At 66.1% G+C, this 20659-nt stretch carries 22 protein-coding genes and 1 pseudogene; 17 read left to right on the top strand and 6 right to left on the bottom strand.

Features of this window, described 5'->3' with window-relative positions:
• Positions 1–1590, top strand: coding sequence for a DHA2 family efflux MFS transporter permease subunit (locus ACO2RJ_RS00100; protein ID WP_423265976.1), 1590 nt, complete (start codon positions 1–3; stop codon positions 1588–1590).
• 280 nt (positions 1591–1870) lie between these two features.
• Here the strand turns inward: ACO2RJ_RS00100 and ACO2RJ_RS00105 are convergent, their stop codons facing one another.
• Together ACO2RJ_RS00105 and ACO2RJ_RS00110 are read right to left on the bottom strand one after the other, a co-directional pair.
• A complete protein-coding gene (locus ACO2RJ_RS00105; RefSeq protein ID WP_423265977.1) occupies positions 1871–2263 on the bottom strand; it encodes a VOC family protein in 393 nt (130 codons plus the stop codon).
• Between the two features lie 19 nt (positions 2264–2282).
• Complete coding sequence (locus ACO2RJ_RS00110) at positions 2283–2876, bottom strand: TetR/AcrR family transcriptional regulator (protein ID WP_423265978.1); 594 nt, start codon at positions 2874–2876, stop codon at positions 2283–2285.
• A 176-nt stretch (positions 2877–3052) separates the two neighbouring features.
• On the opposite strand from ACO2RJ_RS00110, the gene ACO2RJ_RS00115 reads away from it, so the two are divergent.
• Entirely contained in the window at positions 3053–3796 is a 744-nt protein-coding gene (locus tag ACO2RJ_RS00115; protein WP_423265979.1) for an SDR family NAD(P)-dependent oxidoreductase, read from the top strand.
• A gap of 354 nt (positions 3797–4150) precedes the next feature.
• On the top strand, positions 4151–4639 hold the full coding sequence (locus tag ACO2RJ_RS00120) for a nuclear transport factor 2 family protein (protein WP_423265980.1): 489 nt from the start codon (positions 4151–4153) through the stop codon (positions 4637–4639).
• A gap of 188 nt (positions 4640–4827) precedes the next feature.
• On the opposite strand, the gene ACO2RJ_RS00125 is transcribed toward ACO2RJ_RS00120, so the two are convergent.
• Both ACO2RJ_RS00125 and ACO2RJ_RS00130 read right to left on the bottom strand, forming a co-directional pair.
• Positions 4828–5574 carry a hypothetical protein gene (locus ACO2RJ_RS00125; RefSeq protein WP_423265981.1) on the bottom strand — a complete coding sequence of 249 codons (747 nt, stop codon included), beginning with the start codon at positions 5572–5574 and terminating at the stop codon, positions 4828–4830.
• Between the two features lie 174 nt (positions 5575–5748).
• Positions 5749–6702, bottom strand: coding sequence for a LysR family transcriptional regulator (locus ACO2RJ_RS00130; protein ID WP_423265982.1), 954 nt, complete (start codon positions 6700–6702; stop codon positions 5749–5751).
• A gap of 145 nt (positions 6703–6847) precedes the next feature.
• Here ACO2RJ_RS00130 and ACO2RJ_RS00135 point away from each other — a divergent pair, with 145 nt between their 5' ends.
• Positions 6848–7504: a hydrolase gene (locus ACO2RJ_RS00135; RefSeq protein ID WP_423265983.1), complete on the top strand. Its 657-nt coding sequence runs from the start codon at positions 6848–6850 to the stop codon at positions 7502–7504.
• Positions 7505–7600: 96 nt separating this feature from the next.
• Here ACO2RJ_RS00135 and ACO2RJ_RS00140 read toward each other — a convergent pair whose 3' ends face one another.
• Complete coding sequence (locus tag ACO2RJ_RS00140; protein WP_423265984.1) at positions 7601–7738, bottom strand: hypothetical protein; 138 nt, start codon at positions 7736–7738, stop codon at positions 7601–7603.
• 66 nt (positions 7739–7804) lie between these two features.
• Between ACO2RJ_RS00140 and ACO2RJ_RS00145 the strand changes: the two genes are divergently transcribed.
• The 13 genes and pseudogenes from ACO2RJ_RS00145 (at position 7805) to ACO2RJ_RS00205 (ending at position 20251) form a co-directional block, all read left to right on the top strand.
• Positions 7805–8698: a pirin family protein gene (locus tag ACO2RJ_RS00145; RefSeq protein ID WP_423265985.1), complete on the top strand. Its 894-nt coding sequence runs from the start codon at positions 7805–7807 to the stop codon at positions 8696–8698.
• 85 nt (positions 8699–8783) lie between these two features.
• A pseudogene (locus ACO2RJ_RS00150) lies at positions 8784–8966 on the top strand (alpha/beta fold hydrolase); the annotation flags it as partial.
• A gap of 36 nt (positions 8967–9002) precedes the next feature.
• Positions 9003–9989, top strand: coding sequence for a homoserine dehydrogenase (locus tag ACO2RJ_RS00155; protein WP_423265986.1), 987 nt, complete (start codon positions 9003–9005; stop codon positions 9987–9989).
• Positions 9990–10025: 36 nt separating this feature from the next.
• Positions 10026–10346 carry a hypothetical protein gene (locus tag ACO2RJ_RS00160; protein ID WP_423265987.1) on the top strand — a complete coding sequence of 107 codons (321 nt, stop codon included), beginning with the start codon at positions 10026–10028 and terminating at the stop codon, positions 10344–10346.
• 41 nt (positions 10347–10387) lie between these two features.
• A complete protein-coding gene (locus ACO2RJ_RS00165) occupies positions 10388–11980 on the top strand; it encodes an MASE4 domain-containing protein (RefSeq protein ID WP_423265988.1) in 1593 nt (530 codons plus the stop codon).
• Positions 11977–12594: a response regulator transcription factor gene (locus ACO2RJ_RS00170; protein ID WP_423265989.1), complete on the top strand. Its 618-nt coding sequence runs from the start codon at positions 11977–11979 to the stop codon at positions 12592–12594. Before ACO2RJ_RS00165 ends, ACO2RJ_RS00170 begins: the two co-directional genes overlap by 4 nt.
• Positions 12595–12755: 161 nt before the next feature.
• Positions 12756–13130, top strand: coding sequence for a response regulator transcription factor (locus tag ACO2RJ_RS00175; RefSeq protein WP_423265990.1), 375 nt, complete (start codon positions 12756–12758; stop codon positions 13128–13130).
• 47 nt (positions 13131–13177) lie between these two features.
• Positions 13178–13831: a hydrolase gene (locus ACO2RJ_RS00180; protein WP_423268877.1), complete on the top strand. Its 654-nt coding sequence runs from the start codon at positions 13178–13180 to the stop codon at positions 13829–13831.
• Positions 13832–13854: 23 nt separating this feature from the next.
• Positions 13855–14142, top strand: coding sequence for a XapX domain-containing protein (locus ACO2RJ_RS00185; RefSeq protein ID WP_423265991.1), 288 nt, complete (start codon positions 13855–13857; stop codon positions 14140–14142).
• Positions 14139–16112 carry an amidohydrolase gene (locus ACO2RJ_RS00190; protein ID WP_423265992.1) on the top strand — a complete coding sequence of 658 codons (1974 nt, stop codon included), beginning with the start codon at positions 14139–14141 and terminating at the stop codon, positions 16110–16112. The genes ACO2RJ_RS00185 and ACO2RJ_RS00190 overlap by 4 nt, the downstream gene beginning before the upstream one ends.
• 224 nt (positions 16113–16336) lie before the next feature.
• Positions 16337–17179 (top strand): alpha/beta fold hydrolase, encoded by an 843-nt coding sequence (locus ACO2RJ_RS00195; RefSeq protein WP_423268878.1) that lies wholly within the window; start codon positions 16337–16339, stop codon positions 17177–17179.
• A 74-nt stretch (positions 17180–17253) separates the two neighbouring features.
• Positions 17254–18858, top strand: a complete 1605-nt coding sequence (locus tag ACO2RJ_RS00200; RefSeq protein WP_423265993.1) for an MFS transporter — start codon at positions 17254–17256, stop codon at positions 18856–18858.
• Positions 18859–18883: 25 nt separating this feature from the next.
• Positions 18884–20251, top strand: coding sequence for an alginate export family protein (locus ACO2RJ_RS00205; protein ID WP_423265994.1), 1368 nt, complete (start codon positions 18884–18886; stop codon positions 20249–20251).
• Here the strand turns inward: ACO2RJ_RS00205 and ACO2RJ_RS00210 are convergent.
• A complete protein-coding gene (locus ACO2RJ_RS00210) occupies positions 20248–20484 on the bottom strand; it encodes a hypothetical protein (RefSeq protein WP_423265995.1) in 237 nt (78 codons plus the stop codon). The genes ACO2RJ_RS00205 and ACO2RJ_RS00210 overlap by 4 nt on opposite strands.
• Between the last annotated feature and the right edge of the window lie 175 nt (positions 20485–20659).

The raw sequence follows: 20659 nt of genomic DNA on the forward strand, positions 1-20659 counted from the left end.
ATGTCCGCGGTGACAGCTACGACTGGAGCGGCGCCCGCGCCCGAGGGCGCGAGTCTGACGAGCTGGATCGCAGTCTCGGCTGCGATGATCGGCGCCTTTATGGCGATCCTCAACATCCAGCTCACCAATGCCTCTCTGCTCGACATCGAGGGCGGCATCGGCACAGGCGTCGACAACGGCGCTTGGATCTCGACCTCATATCTTATTGGCGAGATCATCGTGATCCCGCTCACCGACTACCTCAGTCGGGTGTTCTCTTTCCGCCGTTACATGCTGGCGAACGCGATCCTATTTCCTGCTTTCTCAATCGCCTGCGCCTTCACCCACGATCTCGGTTCGATGATCGCGATGCGGGGACTTCAGGGCTTCGCGGGCGGCGTGCTGATCCCGATGGCATTCACGATGATCTTGACCAAGCTGCCAAAACCGCAGCAGCCGATCGGGCTCGCAATGTTCGCACTTGTGGTCACCTTCGCTCCGGCGATCGGCCCGACCATCGGCGGATACATGACCGAGAACTACGGTTGGCGATCGATCTTCTATATTAACGTCATTCCTAGCGCCGTCATGATCGTCGCGCTCGCCGCCACGCTCGAAACAAGTCCGATGCGTCTGGAACTCCTGAAAGAGGGCGACTGGGCCGGCATCGTGTGCATGGCGATCGGGCTTGCGGCGTTCCAGACCGTGCTTGAGGAGGGCAACAAGAGCGATTGGTTCGCTTCGCCGCTTATTCTGCGGCTGGGCGTCGTGGCGGCGCTGTTCTTGATCGCTTTTGTTTGGATCGAACTCACCGCCGCCAAGCCGCTCGTAAATCTTAGGCTCTTAAAAGAGCGGAACTTCATGATCGGCGTCGCTGCCAACTCGTTGCTCGGCTTTGCGCTGTTCGGCTCCGTTTACTTACTTCCGCAGTATCTTGGCCAGGTGCAGCGCTACAACGCCGAGCAGATCGGCTCCGTGCTCGCCTGGACCGGCCTGCCGCAGCTCATCTTGATCCCGTTCGTGCCGATGCTGATGAAGCGCTTCGACGTCCGACTGATCGGCTTCGTCGGCCTCGCGCTGTTCGCCCTGAGCTGCTTCATGAATGTTCAGCTCTCGGCCGACAACTCAGGCGACCAGTTCTTCATCCCGAACGTCGTGCGCGCCATCGGACAGGCCCTGGTCATCACGCCGATCAGCGCGATCACGACCAGCGGCATCGCACCGAAAGATGCCGGCTCTGCCTCGGGTCTGTCGAACATGATGCGCAATCTTGGCGGCGCGGTCGGCACGGCGACGCTTGCAACCGTCATCACCAAGCGCGAGCAGTACCACTCCAACATCATCGGCCAGTCGGTGAACCTCGGCCGCGACGAGGTCCGCCAGCGCATCGACCAGATGACCGGCTACTTCATGTCACACGGCGTTACGGACCCGGCGCTCGCGACTCACAAGGCGATCGCCCAGATCGGCCAGATCGTCCGTCGACAGTCCCTTATCCTCGGCTTCGGCGACGCATTCGCCGTGGTCGGCATCCTGCTGGCGGCGGCGGCGATCGCAGTGGTGCTCGCGAAGAGTTCCCGGCCCGGCGCCACTGTTGGCGGAGGACACTAGAGATGCAACCTGATCAGACGTTCTGAAACCATGAGGGGTTAGCTTTTTTCGGTCCAAAGCAGGCTTAGCGCGGCCGCTTTGATTTGCCGAAAGCAGTCACCCGTCGGTCGACTTCGGGTCGCCTGCGGACAAAAATCCGCAGCCGCTCGGCGCCAAGGGCGGACATTGCGCTCCGATCGGCAACCGCACCCTTCGACATTCGCACCATGCCATGCGGTCTGAAGGACGAGAGTGCGTTGTGGAACGCGATAAGTGCGAAGGGAGAACTTACTCGGCAGTGCTATTCGGTCTGACAGACGGCCTCGACGTTATTGCCGTCGGGATCGAGCACGTAAGCCGCATAGTAGCTCGGATGGTAGCGCTCCCGGACGCCCGGCCCGCCGTTATCGGTTCCGCCTGCGGTCAGCGCCGCTTGGTGAAACGCGTCGACCTTCATCTTGTCCGCAACCGTGAACGCGATGTGGACTGGGAGTTTTGCTCCGGGCCGCTCGTGGATCCAAAGGCTTGGGTATCCGTCACGGCCGAAGCCGTGTCGGTAGCCCCCATGGGCGGTGCGAGCCGGATCGATGGTGACGATCAAGCCCATGCCGAGCGGCGCCAGGACAGCTTCATAGAAGCGCCGCGACGCTTCGACATCAACCACCGGAATTTCTACGTGGTTGATGATGTCCATCGAAACAACGGTCCTTCTTTCATGCTGAGCCGGCGTCGCCAAACTCTTGGTCCAGCGTTCGGCCGGCCATCTTTGCGCACTCGATCAGGCGCTTCTGCGAGTAGCCAAGGCAGGCGTAGGAGGAGATCCCGCGCAGCGTCAGGAGCACGTAGTCCGAGATTCGCGTGGCGTTCTTTGGATTGTGCTCCTTGACGTAGCGGATGATCGCTTCGCTTGAGCCCCTGGCGATCTCCGCCGCCATTTCGCGCGCCTTCTCATCGTCGGCTCGCATCCCCTCAGTGACCATGCAGCCGCGGCATGTATTGTCGCGCGTGTACTGTTTGGTCGCGGCGATGAAGAGCGAAGTCAGCGCCTCGGCCGGAGGGCGGCCCGGAGCCAGGATCTTGTCGAGGGAAAGCGCCTCCGTCTGCGCGTAGCGCTTCATCGCACGCTCGAACAACTCGGCCTTGCTGCCGTATGCCGCATAAAGGCTTGGCGGGCTGATCCCGAGCGCAGCGGTGAGGTCCGCCACGCTCACGGCGTCGTAGCCACGCGCGTGGAACAGGGACTGGGCGATCGCCACTCCCTCCTGGCGGTCGAACGCCGCGCGCCTCTTGCGAACCTTCTCGTCCATCCCGCCACCTCTGCCGCTTTATAGCGGGCGCTACAAGGCGGCTCAAGCGAATCCGCGATTTATATATCGAACGCTAAAAACGCATTGCGCCGCTGATCCATCGCTTGTAGTGGTCGATATATAGTGATCGCTACATATGCGGCTGCAGGCCGTGGCGCGGGAAAAGGAAGAAGCGGATGTCTTTTCAGGGCAAGACGGCAGTCGTCACCGGGGGTTCATCAGGGATCGGACTTGGCATCGCCAAGGAACTCGCCTCCCAGGGCGCGACCGTCATCATCACAGGTCGCCAGCAGGCGAAGCTCGACGGCGCGCTGCAAGAAATCGGACCGAACGGGGTCGCGATCCAGGCGGATGTCTCCGACCTGGCGCAGCTCGACAAGTTCTACGAAGCGGTGAAGACGCGGCACGGGAAGATCGACGTGCTTGTGGCGAACGCGGGCGGCGGGGTGATCGCGCCGCTTGGGTCCATCACCGAGGACCAATACGACCGCACGTTCGCGACCAACGTCAAAGGGGTCGTGTTCACGGTACAGAAAGCGCTACCGCTGATGGGACCCGGCGGCTCCGTGATCCTGGTCGGCTCGACTGCGTCCATGAACCCAGGGCCTGGCCTGAGCGTCTATGGCGCCAGCAAGGCCGCTCTCCGCAACCTCGTCCGGAGCTGGATCCTCGACATCAAGGGTTCGGGCATCCGCGTCAACGTGGTCAGCCCGGGGCCGGTGCGGACGCAGTCTCTCCTCGACGTCTTTCCCGCGGACCAGGCGGAGGACATCCTTGCTCACCTTGAGTCCCTCAGCACCGTAGGGCGGCTCGGAGAAACCGAGGACATCGCGAAGGCGGTGGCGTTCCTCGCCAGCGCCGCCTCGGGCTACATCAACGGCGTCGAGCTGTTCGCAGACGGCGGCGCCTCCCAGGCCTGACCTCCCGCCTGGGCGCCATCGCGGTAACTGCGGCTCCCTCTTCATACTTGCTCGATGAAACGGGTAGCCGAGATGGCGACCATTGATGGAGGGCGCTCGTGGTTATGGCAGCCCGTGTCCGTCAGGGCGCAGTGCGGTGCTCGCGGGTCTCAACGTCCACACGGCGTGGCCCGAACGACGCCGAGCGTCCTTCGACCGCGGTCGCGATCGCGGGCCTCGCGGGCCTTATCTCACCGCGGGCTGTCCGGGCCCACAGCCCTCGCTGACAGCCACCACGCCACCGTTCAGACCGCCCAACACTGGTCAACGCCATCGCTCCCTTGAGGAGCAAGAACGACCTCGAAAGAACACCAGATGACGACGAATTCGACCATCACCGCACCCGACGCCCTTGCAAGGCTCGAGGCCGAGAGCGCGATCAACCGCCTGCTCGCGTCATACGTCCACAGTCTCGACGACGGGAAGTTCGCGGAGACGGCTGAGCTCCTGAAGCACGCGACGCTGGAGGTCTTGGGCGAATTCGCCGAGACCCGAGAGGCCATCGAGCAGTACCTCGTGAACGGCGTCAAACGCCATGGGGACGTAACGCCCCGGACCTGGCACTCGGTGTCGAACGTGCTCATCGACCTCGATCCGTCGGGCGAGAAAGCCACGTCCGCTTCCTACTTCACGGTCCACCAGGAGCTGGACGGGTTCCCGCTACAGCCGATCTGCACGGGCCGCTACCTCGATCGCTTCGAGAAGCACGATGGCGAGTGGCGTTTCGCGCATCGGCTGGTGAAAGCGCGGATGTTGGGAGATCTCCGCCACCACGTCGCGCCGGTCGATCGGTCGAGGATGTGACGCGTCCGACGCGTCGGACGTCCTCGCTCTTGCTCATGGGCGAGTCGATCCGGGCGGGCCGCGATGGCGAACAGATCATTGGCCCATCTATCGGGTCGCTTGGACCCTCGGAGCACGTCCCTCGGTCTCGGCCGCGCTACTACCGGTAGCGCCGTCTTCCGGCCCCAGCGCGGCCATTAGCCCGCCGGTCACGCGTACAACATCATAGGTCGATGATGGCGGTGTCGGAGATCGAGGAGGCAAACACGGCTCCGAACAGGGTCGCCGGGGTCTGGAAGCCAGGCCGACCCGCCCCCTCGAGAATGCGGCGTGCGGCCTCGACCGCGGCGAGCGGTGTGTAGGAGTAGCCGTTCACGGTGTCGATCAGGGCGCGTGCGGTCGAGCCGTCTGCTCCGGTGACTTCCGCCACGACCTTCGGCGCGGTGGGCAGCTCGCTCCTCGGCGGTCGGTCCGTCCGGCAGGGCCGAGAGGTCGCCTTCCGGGAACGCCATCCCGGCGACGTGCACGAACATCTCGATGTTCGGGATGCCCGTCGATCGCCATGCGGTTACGAGGTCGCCAAAGGACAGCGGCGCGCAGTCGACGGGACCGTCGCCGAAGTCGAACGTGGCCGGCTGCGCCGCCGGGGCGGAGACAATCTTGCCGTCGGTGCGCACACGCAGTCCCACGGCGACGATTTCCCCGGCGCTCGCCGCCGAGCCGCGCGACATCGTCCCCGCGACCTGCAGCGCGACGCGTAGGCGCACTGGCTCCCGGACCTTCCCCGCGACGTGAAGGACGAGGCAATCGCTCGGGGCGACGTCCCAGCCGACGCCGGGCAGGAGCATGACACCCTGGGCGGCAGCCTGGTCTGAGAGCTTCTCGGCGAGTTCGTAGACGCGGAACTCCGCGGTGATGTCGAGATAGTGGGCTCCGAGGGCGATGCAGGCCTCCAAGAGCGGCCTCGCGGGTCCGCGCGAACGGGCCCGCGCAGTTTAGGACCGCGTCCATCCCCTCAAGTCCCCGTCGCACTGCGTCAACGTCGTCGAGGGCGAAGATCCGATGCCCGACACCGAGCGCCTCGGCGAGAGACGCGACCTTTTCCTCGCCTCGTCCGCGCTGGCCTGATCTTAAATCTTTGACCGCCTTTGCGTTCGGGTGGTCGAGATGTGGCTGCGCGCCGTCGTCGATGTTGCGACCTCTTGAGCCAGATGAGGGGGCTGCCCGAAATACGCGGTCAGCAGTTCGGTGAGAACACGCACCTTCCGCGCTGGGTGCAGGCCAGGCGGCCGCACGACGTAGATGCCGGCTTCGGCCACCGGATAACGCGTCATGACGCGAACGAGCGCGCCGGTGCGCAGATGCTCCTCGACGAGGCACTCGGGCAGCGCGGCGACGCCCAGGCCCGCCGCGGCGGCTGAGACTAGCGCCACGCCGTTGTCCGCCTTGAAGCGCCCGTTTGGGTTCACCGTGACGATCTGGTCGCCGTCCATTAGCCGCCACGCCTCCGTGCCCTGCATGACGGCCTGATGCCGGGTGAGTTCCTCCGGCGTCTCCGGTGAACCGTGCGCCTCGATGTAGTCCGGGCTCGCGACGAGGTGGCCGTGCATCGGTCCGATGCGCTTTGCGATGAGCCTGGAGGGCTGGAGGTTGCCGACCCGGATAGCGCAATCGAACCCCTCGCTGATGAGATCGACGAAGCGGTCGCTGTAGGAGCTGTTGATGTGGAGTTGGGGATGAAGTCGCCCCATTTCCGCGATCACCGGAGCAAAGTGGGTCGGCCCGAACGACAGCGGCGCGGAAATGCGCAAGCGCCCGCGAAGCTCGCCGGCTGGCAGGATCGTTTCCTTCGCCACATCGATCTCGTCGCAGACCCTGGCCGCGTGGTCGCGGAACGTGACGCCGGCCTCCGTGAGAGCGGCGCCGCGGGTGGTACGCGCCAGAAGCTGAACGCCGAGCTCCGCCTCGAGCCGAACGAGCCGCCGGCTGACGATCGACTTCGAGACGCCGAGCCGTCGTGCGGCGGGCGTCACGCCCCCGGCATCGGCCACTTCCACGAATGTCCGGAGGTCTTCGACGTCCATTTGGCGTTCCCCCTTCAGCAACACAGTTTAGCGCGAAGTCGAGCTACCGCGCAGAAAGTGGAACTGACAAGGTGCCGATCAAGGCGGCGGCGCAAACGCCGTAGGCGCCAGCAGATAACCCGCATCGGCAGCAGAGGATGTCATCGTGACTTTTCGTAACGGCCTTGCTTCGCTTCTTCGTCCTGAAGACTCCGTCGTCGTCCTGATTGACCACCAGCCTTTCCAGCTGACGAACCTGAATAGCCACGATCCGCAGATGGTGATCAACAATACGGTTGCTCTGGCGAAGGCCGCCAAGGCGTTCGACGTCCCCGTCATTTTGACCAGCGTCATCGCGGCTCAGGGCGGGCTCCTTTTTCCGCAGATCACCGACGTGTTCCCCGGCCAGGAGGTGATCGACCGCACCTTCGTCAACACGTGGGAGGACCAGAAAGTCGTTGACGTGGTCAAGGCGACGGGCCGCAAGCAGCTCATCATCGCGGGCCTCTGGACCGAAGTCTGCGTGGCGATGCCCGCGATCCAGGCTATCGGCGAAGGATGGGACACGACGGTGGTCACCGACGCCTCGGGCGGCATCTCGGTCGAGGCTCATCAGGTGGCGATCCAGCGCATGATCGCGGCGGGCGTGAACATGATGACGTGGCTGGCGGTGATGGCCGAGTGGCAGCGGGACTGGGCCCGAACGGAAACGGTCCCTGCGGTGGGAGAGGTGCTGAAGCAGCACGCCGGCGCGACCGGCATCGCCTTCCTGTGGGAGCAGCAGTTGCTCAACACCCCGGTCCCGACGAAAGCCGTGCGCTGACCGAAGCGAGATGACGGGTCTTTTAGCCGCTCGTCGCCACCGCGCCGGTCGGGCGTCGCCGACGGCTTCCGGCTGTCGAAGGACGTCCATTACGAACTAGGCCTCATCGTCGCCGAGGGCGATCTGGTCGCCATCCATGGCCGCATCCGCGGCTGGTCCGACGCGCCGCAGGTGGTGGTTGATCTCTTCGGGATCGCAGGCGGCAGACTGGCCGAGCACGGGGACGTGTTGCAAGACGAGGCGCCGGCGGTCCCCGGCAGGGGTCTCGATGTTCGACGTCGAAGAAGCAGGAGGAACACAATGATCGAGCTGGTCATCGAACAGCGCCGGCGAAACCTCGGCGGCGGAATCGAAGTCGGCCGTGTGCTGCCGTTCGCAAAGCGGCGGATGGTCGGCCCCTTCATCTTCTTCGACCACATGGGTCCGCTCGATCTCGCGCCCGGCGTCGATCGCAACCTTGACGTCCGCCCGCATCCCCATATCGGCCTCTCGACCGTCACTTACCTGTTTTCCGGCGAGGTGATGCATCGCGACAGCCTTGGCTCGGAACAAGCGATCCGGCCTCAGGAGGTGAACTGGATGACCGCAGGGCGCGGCATCACTCACAGCGAGCGTTTCGAGCGCGCGCGGATGCAAGGCGACCATCTTCACGGCATCCAGGCCTGGGTGGCGCTTCCGACCGAGCACGAGGAGATCGCCCCGTCCTTCTCGCATCATGCCGGAAGCGATCTGCCGCAATGGAGCGACGTGGGCGTCCACGGTCAGCTCATCGCCGGCAGCGCCTATGGCCTGACCGCCGGCGCCGAGACGCATTCGCCGTTGTTCTATGCCCATCTCGACATGGAGCCGGGCGCGACCGCGGAGATCCCGGGCGGATATGCCGAGCGCGCGGTCTATGTCGCGACCGGAGCTGTGGAGTTGGACGGCCCACGCTACGACGCGGGCAAGATGCTGGTGCTCGGCTCGGCCGCTTCGCGCGTGCGGGCCTTGGAACGCTCTGCGGTGATGGTCCTTGGCGGCGAGCCCATCGGCGAGCGGTTTATCCACTGGAACTTCGTGTCCTCATCGAAGGACCGGCTCGCGCAGGCGGCGGCGGACTGGAAGGCGGGACGGATGAAACTGCCCGACGCCGACGACGCGGAGTTCATTCCGCTGCCGGAGGAGCCGGCGCCATCCGCGCCGGCGATGTCGTGAGGCGCAAGGCGCTTTCGGTCAACCAGGGAGCCTTCGGCGAAACGCCGGAACGTCGCAATCGCCGGCTTTGGCAAGGTAAGGCGATGACAAGCCTGCTTTGATCATCCACGGCGACGACGACCAGATCGTTCCGATCAAGGCGTCGGCGGTCAAGGCCGCGGAGCTGGTCCGAGGGGCGACGCTCAAGGTCTACGAGGGGGGCCATGGGCTCGCGCAGGTCGACGCCGACCGCTTCAACGCCGAGGCGCTCGACGTCATCAGCACCTGATCCAAAGGCGGCCGTTGGTGAGGAGGGGATGTTGGCGTGAAACGCTGGAACGTCGCAATCACTGGCTTTGGCGGGGTCGGCCGGGCCGTCGCGGACCTGATGCTCGCCCGCAGGGCCCGCTACGCCGAGCGCTACGGCGCGGACATCAGGCTGACGGGCGTCCGACGCTCGCGCACGGCGTCCGTCGATCCGAATGGGCTCGCGCCGGGCGACTGGGACGCCGGCGTCCCTGCGGGCGACGACTTTCTCGATACTGCGCAGGCGCATGTCCTGATCGAGGCCGGTCCGTCGGACTTCCGCACCGGCGGGCCGGGCTATGGTTACATGAAGGCCGCGCTGTCCGCCGGCCTGCATGTCGTGGCGATCTCGAAGGGCGCGCTCGTCCACGACGGGCCGGGCCTTAGGGCGCTTGCCGCTCGCCACGGCGCACGGCTCAAGATCAGCGGCGCCGCCGGGGCCGCGTTGCCGACGATCGATCTCATCCAGCACAATCTGGCTGGCTGCCATATCCTGTCGATCGAAGGCGTCCTCAACGCGACCAGCAACCACCTCCTGACCGAGATGATGGACCGCGACGTCAATCTCGCGGACGCGCTCACCAGGGCGCAGGACGCCGGCTTCGCCGAATTTGATCCGAGGCTCGACGTCGAGGGCTGGGACGCGGCCAGCAAGCTGCTCATCCTTTTGAATTTCGGGCTAGGCGCGTCCCTGACCATGGCCGATCTGTCGGTCGGCGGCATCCAGCACGTCACTCCGGCGGACATCCACGGGTGGCGGGCGGCCGGACTGTCGCCGCGGCTCGTCGCCCATGTGGCGTGGACCGATGGAACGCTCCGTGCGGGCGTTGAGCTCAGGACCTATCCGGCGACCGACCCGTTCGCGCTCGTGCGGGGCACGACCAAGGCGATCCGGATCGTCACCGACGCGATGGGCGAAATCGTCGCGACCAGCCACGCAGCGGAGCCCGGCGCGACTGCTGCGGCCGCGCTCAAGGACCTCGAGCACATTCTCGCGGCCGGCTGAGCCCTAGGTGGATCAAACGACCGCGGCCTCTCGGACATGAGCATCTACCGCACCAGCATCGAGCGGTTCGTTCGCTATGGGCGCGCCGGGGTGGGCACGCTTCTGGCGGCCGCCGTCGTGGCCGAAGCCTTCTTCCTATCGGCGCCGCCACCGGCCTTCGCCGACAATGGGAGGACACAACCACTTAAAGCACTGTGGTTAGCGGGTGCGGACTGGCGGTGCGCGGAAATTCGCGGGAATGTCGAGTACGAGCTGATCCCGACCGGCGCCGTAGGTCTCTTTCCGTCGACTTCAGCTGGGGCGCACGGCATGGGCACCATATCGTCGCTTGTCCTCCGACCTCGGGGACGCGATTGATTGCGGCAGTTGGACATCCTCTCGACGCCGACAGGATCGCGGTGTCGCAGTGTCTGCTGACAGATCGGCGGCCGACCCGCGCGCAGGTCCGGCTCGCTTGGGCGATCGCGGCCGTCCTGCTCCTGGCGTTCGCAGCCGCGCTGCCTTTTGCGCGGGTCCAGTTGCTGGGCACCGAGGCTGCCTTGCCGGCTTACGCTGCAGCCATCTTCATCAACGACGTGCTGACGGCGGTGCTTCTGCTCGCGGTTTTCTCCGCCCAACCGACGCTTGGGGTGCTGTTTCTGGCGATCGGATATCTCGTGGTCGGCCTGCTCGCCGTCCCTTGGGTCCTGACGTTTCCGGGCGTATTCGCCGAGCGCGGCCTTCTCGACGCCGGTGAACAGACCACCGCGGTGATCGCCGCGATCCGGCGGTGCGGCTTCCCGCTCTTCGTATTGGCCTACGCGCTGCTCCGCGGCGCTCCTTTTCCCCAGCCGATCCTGCCGTTCTGGTCGAGCCGGAGGGCCATCGCAGGCACAGCGGTCGCCGTCTGCGTCGTCGTGATCGCCGCAACAGCCCTCATCGTCGCCCGCGATCAGGACATGCCGAAGCTGATGGCGGGGCGAATGGAGGCCTCCAGCCTCTGGAACTATGTGGCCGGGGGCTCGGTGGCGCTGTATGTCGCCGCAGGCGTCGCGTTGCTGCGCCGGCCCCGTTCGGTTCTTGATCTTTGGCTTCTCGTCGTCCTGTTCGCGCTGCTGATCGAGATCGTGCTCCTGTCCTTCATCAGTTCCGGGCGCCTGAGCCTTGGATGGTGGGCGGGACGGGGTTTCGGCCTCGCGGCCGCCAGCATCGTGCTGTTGCAGATGTTGTGGGAAACCACCGCCCTCTACGCCCATCTCGCGCGCTCCCTCGACGTGGAGCGGCGCGCCAACGAGGTGCGCCTGACCAGCCTCGAGGCGCTCTCGGCTTCGATCGCGCATGAGCTCAATCAGCCGCTCGCCAGCATGGTGACGAACGCCGACGCAGGTCTTCTGTGGCTGGACAGGGCGCAGCCGGAGCTGGACGAATGCAGGGGGGCGCTCGCGCGCATCGTCGCAGAGGGGCATCGGGCCGGCGACGTGATCGAGAGCGTCCGAACCCTGTTCCGCAAGGACGCACGCGAGCGCGTCGCCGTGAACATGAACGACATCGTTACCGGCGTGCTGCCTGAAATCCGTCGTTACGCGCGCCTCAGCGGCGCCGTAGTGCAGGTGGACCTCGCCGAGGATCCGCCCGAAGTCGTCGGGAACGACATCCAGCTCCGGCAGGTGGTGGCAAATCTGGCCGCAAACGCTTTGGAGGCGATGAGCGACGTGGCGGATCGGCCGGCGACGCTTATGATCCGTACGGCCGCGCACGGGTCCGGCGATGTGCTGCTTTCGGTGGCGGACACCGGCAAGGGGCTTGGCGCGAAGGATGCAGAAGGGCTGTTCGAGCCGTTCGTCACATCGAAGCCATCGGGGCTTGGCATGGGCCTGATGATCTGCCGCTCGATCGTCGAGGCGCATGGCGGGCGGATATCGGCGGTGCCCAATGAACCGTTCGGGTCGGTGTTCAGCGTCGCGCTCCCTGTCGCCGACCTCGCGACGCCGCGGAGCCCGGCGGATCGATGACGGAGCCTGGATCCGTCGTCTATGTCATCGACGACGACGCGGCGGTCCGCGCCTCGCTCGAGAGCCTGCTGAAGTCTGTGGGACAAGACGTGCGGACCTTCGCGTCGACGAAGACGTTCGTGTTGGCCGACCCGCCGGTCGCGTCCGCCTGCCTGGTGCTCGACGTGCGGCTGCCGGGCCAGAGCGGCATCGAGTTTCAGCGCGAGCTGGCCTTGGCCGGCGCCGGGCTGCCGATCGTCTTCATCAGCGGCCATGGCGATATCCCGATGTCGGTCGCAGCGATGAAGGCCGGCGCGGTCGAGTTCCTAACGAAGCCCTTCCGGCATCAGGATCTGCTCGACGCCGTTCACCGCGCCCTCGAGATCGATCGAGTCCGGCGGGCGACGGCGGCTGAGCTGCAGGCGCTGGAGGAGCGTTTCGACGCCCTAACGCAGCGCGAGCGCGAGATCATGGGCATGGTCGCGGCCGGCCGGCTCAACAAGCAGATCGCGGCGGATCTTCAGTTGAGCGAGATCACCGTCAAGGTTCATCGCGGCCACCTCATGCGGAAGATGAACGCCGGGACGCTGCCCGACCTGGTTCGCATGTGGGACAGGCTGAGCGCGCCGACGTAACGGTCGACCGCATTGCGCGGCTCCGGACGTCGCCGCTGCAGCGGTTGGGTTCCCCGGCGCCACTGTATAATTGATCCCAACCTCCTGACTCCGCTTTCCTTCGACAGCCCGATCCTCTCCACGCCGGAGACGAACCGGCCGGCGGTCGAGGCGTGACGCGCGTGGCTTTGCTGATCTCTGTCGTGGACGACGACGACGCCTCGCGGGACGCCGTTTCGGGTCTGCTTCGTTCGATGGGTCACGACGTCGTGGCGTTCGCCAGCGCCGCCGACTTTCTTGCGTCGGATGGTCTGGGAAGGACAGCGCTGTTGATCGCGGACCACCGCATGCCCGGAATGAACGGGCTCGAGCTTCACCGCCATCTCGTGGCGTCCGGCGTCGCTGTCCCGACCGCGATGATGACCGCATACCCGACCGACGCCAGCCGTCAGCAGGCTTTGAACGCCGGCGTCATGTTCTTTCTCGCGAAGCCGGTCTCGCGAGACGATCTCGCCTCCTGCGTTTCCGCGTGTCGGGACGGCCCGTCCGCCAGCTGAGCAGGGCAGTCACCCCTCAACGCCACCCAAGGACCTCTCCCATGCCCATCTCGGCCACTCCCACTCCCGGAAAGCTGCTTGTCTCCCCCACTGACCACGCGTTGGTTCTGATCGACTTTCAGTCGCAGATGTCCTTCGCCACGAAATCGATCGACGCCATAACGCTGCGCAACAACGCGGCGCTGATCAGCCGCGCGGCCAAGGGCTTCGGCGTGCCGACCATCCTGACGACGGTCGCGGAGAAGAGCTTCTCGGGTCCGATGTTCTCCGAGATCACTGACGCGTTCCCCGGCCAGAAGCTGCTCGACCGCACGTCGATGAACACTTGGGAGGACGCGGCCGTCATCGATGAGGTCAACCGGATCGGCAAGAACCGGCTGGTGTTCGCCGGACTCTGGACGTCGGTGTGCATCGTCGGTCCGACGCTGTCCGCGCTCGACCAGGGGTTCGAATGCTACGCGATCGCCGACGCTTGCGGCGACGTCTCGGACGAGGCGCATGAGCGCGCCATGGAGCGCATGATCCAGGCCGGCGTGCGCCCGATGACGTCGCTGCAATACGTGCTCGAACTGCAGCGCGACTGGGCCCGCTCCGAGACCTACGAGTTCACGACCGGGCTCGCGAAGCAGTACGGCGGCGCGTACGGCCTCGGCGTGACTTACGCAAAGACCATGTTCGGCGCCTCCGAAGGCGGCCACTGACGGTCCGAGCGGGAGCGGCTCCCATGAAGATGTACCTTGCGGCTGCAGGCGCCGGCCTCCTCGTCGGCGTCATCTACAGCCTGCTGCAGATTCGTTCGCCGGCGCCGCCGGTGGTGGCGTTGGTCGGGCTGCTCGGCATCCTCGTGGGCGAGCAGATCGTGCCGATGGGCAGGCAGATGCTGGCCGGCCTGAACCCCGCCGCCGCATGGGCGCAAGCGAAGTGCGCGCCGCATCTCTTCGGCGCGCTCCCGGGCCGGCATGCAGCTTTGAACGACGCGGCGAAGCCCGAGCGGAAGGATCCTCGCTCATGAGCCCAACCCGGCGGGAAACGACGCTCGCGGCGGCCGCAGCCGCGCTCGCCGCGGCGCTGCCTTCAGGCGCGCGCGCCGACAGCCAAAGGACAGACGCCATGAGCGCCGACCTGATCTTCATCAAGGGCCTGTTCACGACCCTCGACCGCAGCAATCCGACCGCCGAGGCCGTCGCGATCACAGACGGCCGCTTCCTCGCCGTCGGCCGCGAGAACGAGGTCATGATCCATCGCGGACCCGAGACCAGGATCGTCGACTTGAAAGGCCGGCGCGTGCTGCCGGGGCTGATCGACAACCACCTGCACATCATCCGCGGCGGGCTGAACTTCAACATGGAGCTTCGGTGGGACGGCGTGCCGTCGCTCGGCCAGGCCATGGAGATGCTGCGTCGCCAGGTGGAGATCACCCCGCCGCCGCAATGGGTGCGCGTCGTCGGCGGCTTCACCGAGAACCAGTTTTCCGAGAAGCGCCTCCCCACGATCGACGAGCTCAACCAGGTCGCCCCCGAGACGCCGGTGTTCATCCTTCATCTCTACGACCGCGCGCTGCTGAACGGCGCGGCGCTGCGGGCGGTGGGCTACACGAAGGACACGCCGAACCCGCCGGGCGGCGAGATCACCCGGGACGCCAAGGGCGAACCGACCGGCCTCCTTCTCGCCAAACCCAACGCCGGCATTCTCTATTCGACGCTGTCGAAGGGCCCCAAGCTGCCCTTCGAATATCAGGTCAACTCCACGCGCCACTTCATGCGCGACCTGAATCGGCTCGGCGTCACCGGAGCCATCGACGCCGGCGGCGGCTTCCAGAACTACCCGGACGACTACGCCGTTGTGCAGAAGCTCGCCGACGAGGGGCAGCTCACCATCAGGCTCGCCTACAACCTCTTCACGCAGAAGCCGAAGGCCGAGCGCGAGGACTTCCTCAACTGGACCGCGACGTCCAAGTACAAGCAGGGCGACGACTATTTCCGCCACAACGGCGCCGGCGAAATGCTGGTGTTTTCGGCTGCGGACTTCGAAGATTTTCGCGAACCGAGGCCCGACATGCCGTCCGAGATGGAGGGCGACCTCGAGGGCGTGGTGCGGGTGCTTGCAGAGAACCGCTGGCCTTGGCGACTGCACGCCACCTATGACGAGACCATCTCCCGTGCGCTTGACGTCTTTGAGAAGGTCGACCAGGAGATCCCGCTCAAGGGCCTCAACTGGTTCTTCGACCACGCCGAGACGATCTCGGAGCGCTCGATCGACCGCGTGGCGGCGCTTGGCGGCGGCGTCGCGGTGCAGCACCGCATGGCCTATCAGGGCGAATATTTCGTCGAGCGCTACGGCGCGGGCGCAGCGGAGGAGACGCCGCCCTTCGCGCGGATGCTCGAGAAGGGCGTGAAGGTCTCAGCCGGCACCGACGCCACCCGCGTCGCCTCCTACAATCCTTGGGTCTCGCTGTCGTGGCTCGTCACCGGCCGCACCGTCGGCGGCCTCCAACTCTATCCCTCGCGCGCTCGTCTCGATCGCGAGACGGCGCTCCGCATGTGGACCGAGAACGTCACCTGGTTCTCGAACGAGGACGGCAAGAAGGGTCGGATCGCGCCCGGCATGCTGGCCGACCTTATCGTGCCGGATCGCGACTTCTTCACCTGCGCGCCCGACGAGATCTCGTCCATCACCTCAGACCTTACGGTGGTAGGCGGCAAGGTCGTCTTCGCCAAGGCTGACTTTCAAAAGCTTGACGACACCGAGGTTCCGCCCGCCATGCCGGACTGGTCGCCAGTGCGCGCCTTCGGAGGCTACGGGGCTTGGAGGGCCGAGGTGAAAAAACACGATGCGTTGCGCCTCCAGGCGGTCCCCTGCGGCTGCGCCAACGCCTGCGGCGTACATGGCCACGAGCACGCCCGCGCGGCGTCCGACAAACTCCCTGTCGCCGATCTCAAGGCCTTCTGGGGCGCGCTCGGCTGCGCTTGCTGGGCAGTCTAGGCGAACGAAGCTTCATGGTCGTCGGGCGGAAAGCACCAGTGGACGTCACGGCAGCACCCAAAAGGATGACGCGCGTGACACATCTTCCGCCGCCCGAGTGCGTCGGCCCGACAAGACGGGCCGTCATCGTTGCGGCCGCGGGCGCCGCGACGTTTGTCGCGCTCCCGACGTCAGCGAACTCCAATCAAACCAGCCCCAGAACATCCACCCGCGGAGACGATCTCATGACGAGCGAATTTGTGAAAACCAACGATGGCGTAGAGATATTCTTCAAGGACTGGGGACCGAAAGACGCTCAGCCGATCGTGTTTCATCATGGCTGGCCTTTGTCGTCGGACGACTGGGACGCGCAGATGCTGTTCTTCGTGTCCAAAGGGTTTCGCGTCGTCGCTCATGACAGGCGCGGCCACGGCCGGTCCTCGCAGGTTTCGGACGGCCATACGATCGACAACTACGCGGCGGACGCCGCGGCCGTCGTTCAGCACCTCGATCTGAAGAACGCCATACACATTGGTCATTCGACGGGCGGCGGCGAGGTGGCCCGCTATGTGGCCAAGCACGGCGAGCCGCAGGGCAGGGTCGCCAAGGCCGTGCTGGTCAGCGCCATACCGCCGATCATGGTCAAAACCTCGGCCTATCCCAACGGGCTGCCGATCGAGGTTTTTGACGGGTTCCGCAAGGCGCTTGCGGACAACCGTGCGCAGTTCTTCCTCGACGTGCCCACCGGCCCGTTTTACGGCTTCAATCGGCCCGGAGCGACGATCCATCAGGGCACGATCTGGAACTGGTGGCGGCAGGGGATGATGGGATCCGCCAAAGCGCATTACGACGGGATCAAGGCCTTCTCGGAGACCGACCAGACCGAGGACCTGAAGGCTATCTCGGTTCCGACGCTCGTGATGCACGGTGAGGACGATCAGATCGTGCCGATCGACAACAGCGCTCATCTGTCGGTCAAGCTGCTGAAGAACGGCTCGCTGAAGACCTATCCGGGCTTCTCCCACGGCATGCTGACGGTCAACGCGGACGTGCTCAACGCCGACCTGCTCGCCTTCCTCCAGAGCTGACGCTGCAGGACGCGCCGGCCGCCATGCGCGTCAGCCGCGGATGGCGGCCGGTCAACGCACGAGATGCATCGGACATGACCCAGACCGATCCCGCCCCAAGCGCCTTCGCGCCGCTGCGCCGGCCGCTGTTCGCCGTGCTCTGGGCCGCGACCGTGGTCGGCAATGTGGGCTCGTTCATGCGGGACGTCGCGAGCGCATGGCTCGTGACGGACCTCGCCACGTCGCCCGCCGCGGTCGCGATGGTGCAGGCCGCCGCCACCCTGCCGATCTTCCTGTTGGCGATCCCCGCGGGCGTGCTGTCCGACATCCTCGACCGCCGCAAGCTCCTCATCGCCATTCAGGTGCTGCTCGGCCTCACCAGCCTGACGCTCGCAGCCCTCGCCGCTACCGGGGGGCTGACGGTCTATTCGCTCGTCGCGCTGACCTTCGTCGGCGGCGTCGGCGCCGCCCTGATGGGGCCGACCTGGCAGTCGATCGTGCCAGAGCTCGTTCCGAGAAGCGAGCTACGCGACGCGGTCGCGCTGAACTCGCTCGGCATCAACATCGCCCGCTCCATCGGTCCCGCCGCCGGCGGTCTTCTGCTCGGCGCTGTTGGAGCGGCTGCGACTTACGGCGTCGACGTCGCGTCCTACCTGATCGTCATCGCAGCTCTTGTCTGGTGGCAGCGGCCGAAGGCGGCCGATGACGCGCTGGCCGAGCGCTTCTCGGGCGCCTTCCGGGCCGGACTGCGCTACGCCAAAGCAAGCCGCGAGCTGCACCGCGTGCTGTTCCATGCGGGCGTGTTCTTCGCCTGCGCGAGCGCCGTCTGGGCTCTGCTTCCGCTCGTCGCCCGCGACCTGCTCAGCGGCACGGCGAGCTTCTACGGCCTGCTTCTAGGGGCGGTCGGGCTCGGCGCGATCCTTGGCGCGCTGGTCATGCCGAGGTTGCGCGCGCGGCTCGGAACCGACGGCCTTCTGCTGTTCGCCGCGATCGTCGCCGCGCTCGTGATGGCGGGCCTGTCCTTTGCGCCGCCGAAGCCGGTGGCGCTCGCCGGCCTCCTTCTTCTCGGCGTCGCGTGGATCGTTGCGCTGACGACGCTGAACGGCGCAGCTCAGGCGATCCTGCCGAACTGGGTTCGAGGCCGCGGACTCGCCGTCTACCTTACCGTTTTCAACGGCGCGATGACCGGCGGCAGCCTGCTGTGGGGCCTCGTCGCGCATCATCTCGGCGTCGCCGCGACCCTGCTGGTCGCAAGCGCCTGCCTCGCCGTGGCGGGCCTCCTGCTGAGGCGCCGCGCGCTTCCGAAAGGCGAGACCGACCTTACGCCCTCCAACCACTGGCCCGAGCCGCTCACCGCGGACCCCGTGGAGCATGATCGCGGCCCGGTGATGATCCAGATCGAGTACCGCGTGCGCCGCGAGGACCGCGCCGCCTTCCTCGACGCCATCGCGCCGCTCGCCGAAGAACGGCGACGCGACGGGGCCTTCGCGTCCGGGGTGACGGAAGACGCAAGCGACCCGGAACGCATCGTCGAATGGTTCATGGTCGAGAGCTGGGCCGAGCACCTGCGCCAGCACAAGCGCGTCTCCCACGCCGACGCGGATCTGCAGCAGGCAACCCGCCGCTTTCATGCCGGGCCCGACGCGCCGGTGGTCCGCCACCTGCTCGGACTTGACCTGAAGACGGCTGGTCGCGGCTGACGGCAAAATGCTCCGCCACCTCAGAATGGCCGCCATTTCCCTTCTCGCTACCGCCACGGCTGGCGCGGCGGTCGCTGAACAGCCGTCCTTCTCAAACAATCGGGCGGACGAGGACTGGAGCGCCCTCCGCGATCCCGCCAACCGCACGGGCGCCGCTTGGGAGCCGTTCAAGTTCATTCCGCTCGACGCCGCAGGGAAGAGCTACCTGACGCTCGGTACGGATCTGCGCCTTAGATTCGAGCGCTACGCCCACAACTTCGACAGCCCCAAGCCCAACGAGACCTATGGCTGGTCGCGCGTCATGCCGTATGCGGATCTGCATCTTGGGCCGAACATCCGCGTCTTCGGCCAGATTCTTGGTGCCTGGGCTGACCGCAGCGCGCTCACCGAGGGGCCGGTCGACGAGACCGGCGTCGAACTGCTGCAAGGCTTCGCGGAGGCGAGCGCGCCGATCGTAACGGGCGAACTGTCGATCCGTGGGGGCCGGCAGATGGTCGCCTATGGCTCCGAGCGGCTCATCGGGCTGCGCTTCGGGCCGAACGTGCCGCTCTCCTTCGACGGCGCGCGGGCGCGGCTCGAGATCGGCGGGTGGACCGCGGACGCCTTCGCGTACCGGCCGGTCGCCAATGAGCTGGGCGACTTCAACGATCGCTCGGACCGCAGCCGCAAAGCTTTCGGCCTCTACGCCACCCGGGCCCTGCCGGAAATCGGCCCGAAGTCAGGCCTCGATCTTTACTGGATTGGCTATGGCCGGGATGACGCGCGCTTCGACAGCGGCGTTGCGGATGAGCGCCGGCACACATTCGGGACGCGCTTCTTCGGCTCGCTCGACGGGTGGAGTTGGAACCACGAGGCGATGCTCCAGCTCGGCTCCTTCGGGCGCGAAGGAATCCTTGCATGGTCGGTCGCGACCGAAACGCGCTACACCTTCCCGGGCGTCCCGCTGCGGCCCTTCGCCGAGCTCAGGGCCAACGCCATCAGCGGCGACGGAGAGCCCGGCGGGCGTCTCGGCACGTTCAACGCGCTGTTCCCCAAGGGCAAATATTTCGGCGAGATCGGGCTGATCGGCCCGGCGAACCTCGTCAATCTGCACCCGGTTATCGGTGTGTCGCTCGGCAGTGGCTGGTCGCTGTCGGGCGCGGCCGTCTTCTATTGGCGGCAGTCGCTCGAGGATGGCGTCTACGGCAATCCCGGAAACCTCGTCCGCCCCTCTGCCGGCAGCCGCGCGCGCTATGTGGGGACGCAGGGCGAGGTCGTCCTGGGGTGGGAGGCGACGCCAAACGTCACGCTCGAGACGTCCTACGCCCTGTTCGAGCCCGGCCGATTCCTTCGCGAGACCGGGTCGGGCAAGACTGTCCATTTCGTAGGCGGAGAAATCCAACTCCGATACTAGGACGCGAAGGCGTTCCATTGGGTGGATGACGCCTCGGTTAGCTCGATAGACATCATTGCAATAAGAAAGCCACGGCCGCGGTGTTCTTCAGGATGCTGACAGGCGAGATCTGCAAGCTCGCGCAGCCCCGCCATGCGCCCGAAACTTTTAAGCCGTGTCCGCCGCTTCGCGCCATGAACAGAACACCTCAAAGCGGACTCGATTGAGGTCTGCAGCGGGTCACCGACGGTCATGCTGCGCGGAGCCGGGGCGAACGATCACGCTCAGCCCTCGGAACGCGCATGTGCTGCGTGCAGGATGCGAGCCCGGCTTCGGCTGATGACGGACCGGACGAAAGGGCCCTCTGGTCACGGCCCCGAGAGCTCGGAGGACCATAACCGCGCATTCCGAAGACGGCGCACTTTCCGG

The sequence above is a fragment of the Hansschlegelia sp. KR7-227 genome, from assembly GCF_049446035.1.
In the GTDB taxonomy this organism is placed as follows: Bacteria; Pseudomonadota; Alphaproteobacteria; order Rhizobiales; family Methylopilaceae; genus Methylopila.

What these genes read in the sequence shown, in the direction of transcription:
- ACO2RJ_RS00100 (WP_423265976.1), top strand. Translation starts at nt 1, where the DNA reads ATGTCCGCGGTGACAGCTACGACTGGAGCGGCGCCCGCGCCCGAGGGC.
- ACO2RJ_RS00105 (WP_423265977.1), bottom strand. Translation starts at nt 2,263, where the DNA reads ATGGACATCATCAACCACGTAGAAATTCCGGTGGTTGATGTCGAAGCG.
- ACO2RJ_RS00110 (WP_423265978.1), bottom strand. Translation starts at nt 2,876, where the DNA reads ATGGACGAGAAGGTTCGCAAGAGGCGCGCGGCGTTCGACCGCCAGGAG.
- ACO2RJ_RS00115 (WP_423265979.1), top strand. Translation starts at nt 3,053, where the DNA reads ATGTCTTTTCAGGGCAAGACGGCAGTCGTCACCGGGGGTTCATCAGGG.
- ACO2RJ_RS00120 (WP_423265980.1), top strand. Translation starts at nt 4,151, where the DNA reads ATGACGACGAATTCGACCATCACCGCACCCGACGCCCTTGCAAGGCTC.
- ACO2RJ_RS00130 (WP_423265982.1), bottom strand. Translation starts at nt 6,702, where the DNA reads ATGGACGTCGAAGACCTCCGGACATTCGTGGAAGTGGCCGATGCCGGG.
- ACO2RJ_RS00145 (WP_423265985.1), top strand. Translation starts at nt 7,805, where the DNA reads ATGATCGAGCTGGTCATCGAACAGCGCCGGCGAAACCTCGGCGGCGGA.
- ACO2RJ_RS00160 (WP_423265987.1), top strand. Translation starts at nt 10,026, where the DNA reads ATGAGCATCTACCGCACCAGCATCGAGCGGTTCGTTCGCTATGGGCGC.
- ACO2RJ_RS00170 (WP_423265989.1), top strand. Translation starts at nt 11,977, where the DNA reads ATGACGGAGCCTGGATCCGTCGTCTATGTCATCGACGACGACGCGGCG.
- ACO2RJ_RS00185 (WP_423265991.1), top strand. Translation starts at nt 13,855, where the DNA reads ATGAAGATGTACCTTGCGGCTGCAGGCGCCGGCCTCCTCGTCGGCGTC.
- ACO2RJ_RS00190 (WP_423265992.1), top strand. Translation starts at nt 14,139, where the DNA reads ATGAGCCCAACCCGGCGGGAAACGACGCTCGCGGCGGCCGCAGCCGCG.
- ACO2RJ_RS00195 (WP_423268878.1), top strand. Translation starts at nt 16,337, where the DNA reads ATGACGAGCGAATTTGTGAAAACCAACGATGGCGTAGAGATATTCTTC.
- ACO2RJ_RS00200 (WP_423265993.1), top strand. Translation starts at nt 17,254, where the DNA reads ATGACCCAGACCGATCCCGCCCCAAGCGCCTTCGCGCCGCTGCGCCGG.
- ACO2RJ_RS00205 (WP_423265994.1), top strand. Translation starts at nt 18,884, where the DNA reads ATGGCCGCCATTTCCCTTCTCGCTACCGCCACGGCTGGCGCGGCGGTC.
- ACO2RJ_RS00210 (WP_423265995.1), bottom strand. Translation starts at nt 20,484, where the DNA reads ATGACCGTCGGTGACCCGCTGCAGACCTCAATCGAGTCCGCTTTGAGG.